Source organism: Nocardia sp. NPDC059228 (assembly GCF_042754245.1).
Classification (GTDB): Bacteria; Actinomycetota; Actinomycetes; order Mycobacteriales; family Mycobacteriaceae; genus Nocardia.
Window position 1 is genome coordinate 38,186 of record NZ_JBHZAL010000045.1, and the last position, 6,140, is coordinate 44,325.

Here is a 6,140-nt window from a genome sequence, read left to right on the forward strand (position 1 = left end):
CGCCGAGCACGTTGTGGCACAACTCTTTATGATCTTCACGGGGTGGTTCTTCCCCGAAGTCCGCAGGACATCGATCAAACCCGACCGATCAGCGGAGGTTGGGTGTCCGATTCCCTGCCGATATCGGTCATCCCTCGGATTTTGTCCGCCAATCACGCACGGCATCACGAATCCGATCGAACAATGCCAACGGCGGCCCGAACACCACGTTGGCTGTCGCGGACTCCCCCGCCTGCGGATGCGGACGAGTCGGCGCAACGGCCTCGGCGACCCGCACCGCGGTCGCCAGACGCGCGCTGTCGCGCTCGGAGAGACTCCTGCGCAACTGATCGAATTCCTCCTTCTCCTCCATCTCGGCGTGCTCGATCACCGACCCGGCGAAGTCGCGGAACTTGCCCGCGAACTGGTCATGGGTGACACCGAGCTCATAGAGTTCGGCCAGCACATGCTTGGCCTCATCCTCCTCATGGAGCCGATCATCGATGACCTCCCCGGCGACCTCGGCGCGCCGCGACGCCGGATGCACGACCTGTTCCTCAGCGCTCTCGTGCACGGCCAGCAACCGCACCAGATCCTCGAAAGGCTGCCGCTTGGCCTCCCCCGAGGCCGTCTCCACCCGCCGCAACAGATCCTTGATCTGCGTATGCTGTCCCTCCAGCAGCGTGATGACATCGCCCTGCTCAGTCGACATGTGGCCCTTCTCCGATTCCGCGGCTGACCGGGCCTGCGCGCCCATTCGACCGGCCTCATGGGGGTCGGCGGCATTGGCTTCACCGAAACTGCCGCTGCTGGCTCTGCCACCCTTGCTCGCTTGCTGCTCGGTATCGGGGCGGTTGCCGAACTGACCGGGATTATTGGGATCTGGCATCGCGATTCCTCCTTCGACTCATATTGCGGGCGGTCCTGTCGCCGCCCACATCCCTCGCCTACCCGAGTTGCCCTGCCGCAATCGGTTCCCGAGCACGCGACCGAACCAGATCTCTGCCAGCTCGTCATCAGGCTCATCCCAATGTCTGTCAACTCGGCCAGAATCGGCCCGGAGAACCGCGAATTCGCAAACCTGGCGACACATCCACTCGTCTATCCCGCATGATCAGGTCTTCACCGCATGGCCGTGTGATCGCGGAAAGACCGGGTATGGCACGAACGGAACGAAGATCACCACGGAGAGGAGTCCCCCATGCACGTCGTCGTGGTCGGCGCAACCGGCAATGTCGGGATCTCGGTGGTCCAAGCCCTCTCGGCCGACCCCGCCGTGGCCTCCATCTTGGGATTGGCACGCAGGCAACCACATCTTCGAATCGAGAAGACGGACTGGGCCGGAGTCGATATCCGTCTCCACGACCTGGTGCCGCTGTTCCGTGGCGCGGACGCGGTCGTTCATCTGGCGTGGTCGATCCAGCCGATGCGACGGGCGGCCGAGACCTGGCGTTCCAATATCACCGGAATGTCGCGAATCCTCGATGCCGTTGCAGCGGCCGAGGTTCCGGCCCTGATCTACGCCTCGTCGGTCGGCGCGTACTCGCCACGGCGCGATGAGCGGCCGGTATCCGAGGACTGGCCGACCGACGGCTGGCCGGAGGCCGGCTACACCCGGGAGAAGGCCTACGCCGAACGGATGCTCGACGAGTTCGTGAGCACCAATCCACGCTGCCGGGTAGTCCGCATGCGACCGGCATTCATCTTCCAGCGTGGCGCCGCCAGCGAGCAACGACGCCTCTTCGCGGGTCCGCTGCTGCCGAACAAGTTGATGCGTCCCGGACTGATCCCGGTCGTTCCCGACACACCGGAACTCCTGCTGCAGGCCGTGCACGCCACCGACGTGGCCGAGGCGTATCGGCTCGCCGTCTCCCGAGACGTCTCTGGCCCGTTCAACCTCGCCGCCGACCCCGTTCTCGACTCCCAGGGCCTCGCGGAACTGCTCGATGCCCGGAAGATCCGGATGCCGGCCCAGCTTTTGCGGACCGCGGCGGCCATGGCCTGGCATCTGCGCCTCATACCGGTCCAGCCCCAACTCGTGGATGCCTTCCTGCGGCTACCCGTCATGGACGCCACTCGTGCCCACGACGTGCTGGGATGGAGCCCCCGCTACAGCTCCGTAGAAGCATTGCTCGAAGTGCTCGACGGAATACGCACCGCCGCCGACATCGACACTCCGCCACTGTCGCGAACCGCGGGCGGACCACTACGGATTCACGAATTCACCTCCGGCATCGGCGCATCCGACCCGGTCGATCGCACGCCCGCCCCGAGGATCAGCAATGCGGTTGCGACGCAGTGATATTCACGCACCGGGAATCGTCAGACGACGCTGCGGACGTGGATTCTCCTATACCACCGCCCAGGGAAAGCCCGTCATCGACGGCTCGACCTTGGAACGAATCCGGGCGTTGGCCATTCCACCGGCGTGGCGGAAGGTCTGGATCTGTCCGCATCCCAACGGACACATTCAGGCCACAGGCCGCGACAGTGCCGGACGTCGCCAATACCTCTACCACGACCAGTGGCGCACAGAACGCGACGAAGAGAAGTTCGACCGGGTCCTCGACCTGGCCGGCCACCTACCGCGCATGCGCGACGCCGTCCGTGCCGATCTCGCACAGCGGGGATTCTCCGAGCATCGTGTACTCGCGGTGGCGATCGCGCTGCTCGACTCCGGCGCCTTCCGCGTCGGGAACGAGGAATACGCCGACACGAACGGCACCTATGGCGTCGCGACCCTGCTGCGCGATCACGTCCAGGTCTCCGGCGAGCAGATCAGCTTCGCATTTCCCGCGAAAGGCGGTGCCCAGCGGCAGGCAACCATCGAAGATATGTTGCTCGCCAAAGCCATTCAGGGCTTACGGCGTAGCTCCGCCCCGGCCGCTCGTCTCCTCGTGTGCCGCGAGGTCGGCGGTTTCCGCCCGATCCGGGCCGAGGACATCAACGTCCGATTCCGGGAACTGACAGGTCCGGAATTCAGCGTCAAGGACCTGCGCACTTGGCAGGCGACCGTCCTCGCAGCGGTCGATTTCGTCACCTGCGAATGCCCCGAATCGGCTCGTGCGCGGCGAGCTGTCGTCAGACGAGTGATGACCGATGTCTCGCAGGTGCTCGGCAACACCGCCGCGGTCGCACGTGAGTCATACGTCGACCCTCGTGTCGTCCACGCCTTCGAACACGGCGCAACCGTTGCCGCCGCGATGCGCAAAGCCCAGCGCAGCGAGTCCGCTACCGGGCAGCGGACCATCATCGATGCCGCAGTGGCTCGCCTGATACACCGAGCAGAGCGCGGCATTCGAAGCGCTGGTTAGTTGTTCGGTGCGGGCGTGACGTTTCCGGCTACCCGCGGCGGACCATTCGTCGCGCACGGCACATACGGCGGGTTGGAGATCATTCGTCGAAGCAACGGCCGCGCACCGCCGAGCAGAAGTCGCCGTGGATCAACCAGGCTTCCAGCCCTCGCAGCCGGCCAGCCTGGGTCGCGGTTCAAGATCAGTGATTCGGGTACGCGGTGAATATCTTTCACGGCAATCGGACCGCGTTCTGCTCGCGGCGTCGGAAGCGCTCATGACCGGACCAATCGAACAAGCATTGGACCCCACCCAGCTCACCGTCGCCCGGGCCCGCGCCGACGTCCTGCAAGGCCGCGGCCGCGACACCGCACCCGCCGAACAGACCGCCGCGCAACAAGATCGCGATCTGCTGGGCGCGCTGCCAGCCCCGCTGGAACGCGAACTCGTTCACCTGGCCACCACACTGATCAGGCAAACACCCGACGGACAGATCTCGGAAACCCTGCGGGCCCAGTTCGACCAGATCTGCACAGCCTGGCAGGCGCCGCACAACGCGGCAAGCGCGCGACTGCACCCGCGAACCGAATAGGACCCAGCGGTCAAAATCCCGTCATCCGACCTGCTGATGCACCTCCCACAAGTGGGACTTCAGAAACTATCAATGTTCGGCTACGAGGTCTCTGGGCATCCTTGCCAGTTCTTTGAGACGCTTGACGTTTCGCATGCGTCCATGGAGACGTTCACTGCCGCTGTGCGCCGCTACGAGGTGCCCTCGGAAGGGTTGAGCAACAACGGAAGTCAGTACACCGGCCGTTGCCGGCGCCGCGTCCCGTCTGAGCGCCCGGGCTCTCGTATGACCGGCCACTGGCCCGCGGTCGCCAGTAGCCCGCGTCACGCGGTTGAGGAATCCTCACCGTCGGTGGGTTCAGAGGGAGCTCCGGTGGTCGGGGACAATCTGGCCGGAGGCAGGTATTCGCCCAGGTAGCGGCGGGTCCACCAGGCCCCGGTGCCGCGGCGCTCGTCCCTGGTCGTGAAGCGGTAGACGTAGAGCAGGGCTCGCACGTACTTCGGCGGACGGCCCGGGAACGGATTGCTCGCCAGCAGGCGCAGCGTCGGCGCGTCGCCGCGGAGCAGCTTGACAACAAGCGCCACGAACCAGGCTTGGGCGCGGCGCGGCGATATCGCCGCGAACCACATCAGCCAGTCCAGCCGGAGGTGATAGGGGGCGACCTGCCGTGGACGGCGGGACACGGTCCCGGGTTTGGCCTTGAATTCATAGGCCCTCCATGTCGCCTCCGGGCCCGGTTCGTCATCGGTGCCCTCGATGACCAGTTCGAACCGGTGACGAGTGATGCGACCGAACAGCCCGTAGGTGTTGCCCAGATACAGCCGGTTGAACGCGGCGTTCATCATCTGGTGCCGGGAGGCCATATTGCGCACCGGCGCCCAGCTCAGAACCACCATGACCAGCGTCAGGATCGTCACCATGATCGTGAACCACCCCGGACCGGGCACGGGGTGCGGCAGCCGGACCGGTAGTGCCGCCGCGAGCAGGCGGCCGTCCAGCGCGAGGGTGGCCAGTGCGATCGTGAGCAGGTTCAGCCACGCGAAATTCCCGCTGACCATCAGCCACAACTGCGTCGCGATGATGATCGCGGCCGATACCGTGGCGATCGGCTGCGGGAACAGCAGCCCGAACGGCACGATCAGCTGCGCGACATGGTTTCCCAGCGCCTCCAGGCGATGAATCGGTGAAGGCAGATGATGGAAGTACCAGCTGAACCGGTTCGGCAGCGGCTGGGTCTCGTGGTGGTAGCACAGTGCGGTGAAGTCACGCCACGCCGGATCGTTGCGGAGCTTGATCAGGCCCGCTCCCACTTCGAGCCGGACCAGCAGCCAACGCATCAGCAACACCACCGCGATCGGTGGGGCCGTTGCCGCATTCCCCAGGAAGGCCGTCAGGAAGCCGGCCTCGAGCAACAGCATCTCCCAGACGAAGCCGTAGAAGGCCTGCCCGGCGTTGACGAACGACAAGTACAGCGCCCACAGCGCCATCCACACCATCATCGCCACCGGCAGCGGCACGACATCGGCCACACCGAGGACGACTCCGGCTGAGCCCACCGCGCCCAGCGCCGCCAGCCCGCGGGCGAAACGGTCACTGTAGTGGAAGCAGAAGACACTGGGTGCTGCCCGAAAACCGGCGAAACGAAGATACCGCGGCGTCGGCAACAGACCTCGTTCACCGCACAGGGCACGGAATTGGGTGAAGGTCGACAAGAACGCGATCAGGTATACCAGGCCCAGCAGCCGCTCGAAGATCAGCCGGGCGAGTAGGTAACCGGAGTCGTAGAACCCGAACATCGCTGGTCACCGTTGGTAGCTGGCTTCCTCCTCATGGGAAGAACGCTCGATTCGACCGCATTCCATCCCGTGTTGCGGTGACGGCGCCGCAACACGGGATTGCCGAGCAATGGTCGATATCCCCTCCTGGGGACGACCACCACCCTCACCACACGGATGATCCGATATTGAAACGCTCGCAGGATGACTGGATCGCGGCCCCGTGCCATCCAATGGCGCTGGCCCACGCCGAAGATGTCGACGAAGGCGGTCATTCCCGGACGGACACCGACGTGATCATCGTGGGCGCACGCTTCCCACAGGAAAGTGCGCTCACCTCTCAGACCGGCGGGATGCTGCGGCGGGCGCCGTACCCTCCGGTCATTCGGTCCCGGTTATCTGGTCCGGGGCATCGTCGTCAGCGCCATCGAGGCCAGGCCGAGTACCAGGGCGATCGTGCCGGTCACCACGTTGCTCCAGATGGTCGCGGTATGGGCGACGTCGCCGCTGATCACCCAGGGA

The 6,140-nt window shown here is 65.3% G+C and carries 6 protein-coding genes; 3 read left to right on the forward strand and 3 right to left on the reverse strand.

What is annotated here, in order from left to right; genetic code table 11:
- Positions 1-127: 127 nt before the first annotated feature.
- Positions 128-868, reverse strand: a complete 741-nt coding sequence (locus ACFXKA_RS38090) for a hemerythrin domain-containing protein (RefSeq protein WP_379431121.1) — start codon at positions 866-868, stop codon at positions 128-130.
- A gap of 312 nt (positions 869-1,180) precedes the next feature.
- On the opposite strand from ACFXKA_RS38090, the gene ACFXKA_RS38095 reads away from it, so the two are divergent.
- From ACFXKA_RS38095 to ACFXKA_RS38105, 3 genes are all read left to right on the forward strand, one after another.
- Complete coding sequence (locus tag ACFXKA_RS38095) at positions 1,181-2,281, forward strand: NAD-dependent epimerase/dehydratase family protein (RefSeq protein WP_379431122.1); 1,101 nt, start codon at positions 1,181-1,183, stop codon at positions 2,279-2,281.
- Positions 2,262-3,293 carry a DNA topoisomerase IB gene (locus ACFXKA_RS38100; protein ID WP_379431123.1) on the forward strand — a complete coding sequence of 344 codons (1,032 nt, stop codon included), beginning with the start codon at positions 2,262-2,264 and terminating at the stop codon, positions 3,291-3,293. The genes ACFXKA_RS38095 and ACFXKA_RS38100 overlap by 20 nt, the downstream gene beginning before the upstream one ends.
- 256 nt (positions 3,294-3,549) lie before the next feature.
- On the forward strand, positions 3,550-3,864 hold the full coding sequence (locus ACFXKA_RS38105) for a hypothetical protein (RefSeq protein WP_379431124.1): 315 nt from the start codon (positions 3,550-3,552) through the stop codon (positions 3,862-3,864).
- A gap of 302 nt (positions 3,865-4,166) precedes the next feature.
- On the opposite strand, the gene ACFXKA_RS38110 is transcribed toward ACFXKA_RS38105, so the two are convergent.
- Positions 4,167-5,639: a lipase maturation factor family protein gene (locus ACFXKA_RS38110; RefSeq protein WP_379431125.1), complete on the reverse strand. Its 1,473-nt coding sequence runs from the start codon at positions 5,637-5,639 to the stop codon at positions 4,167-4,169.
- 374 nt (positions 5,640-6,013) lie between these two features.
- Positions 6,014-6,133 (reverse strand): SPW repeat protein, encoded by a 120-nt coding sequence (locus ACFXKA_RS38115; protein WP_379431129.1) that lies wholly within the window; start codon positions 6,131-6,133, stop codon positions 6,014-6,016.
- Positions 6,134-6,140 lie beyond the last annotated feature (7 nt).

Excerpts from the sequence above, each read along its gene's own strand:
- ACFXKA_RS38090 (WP_379431121.1), bottom strand. The coding sequence starts at position 868 with ATGCCAGATCCCAATAATCCCGGTCAGTTCGGCAACCGCCCCGATACC.
- ACFXKA_RS38095 (WP_379431122.1), top strand. The coding sequence starts at position 1,181 with ATGCACGTCGTCGTGGTCGGCGCAACCGGCAATGTCGGGATCTCGGTG.
- ACFXKA_RS38100 (WP_379431123.1), top strand. The coding sequence starts at position 2,262 with ATGCGGTTGCGACGCAGTGATATTCACGCACCGGGAATCGTCAGACGA.
- ACFXKA_RS38105 (WP_379431124.1), top strand. The coding sequence starts at position 3,550 with ATGACCGGACCAATCGAACAAGCATTGGACCCCACCCAGCTCACCGTC.
- ACFXKA_RS38110 (WP_379431125.1), bottom strand. The coding sequence starts at position 5,639 with ATGTTCGGGTTCTACGACTCCGGTTACCTACTCGCCCGGCTGATCTTC.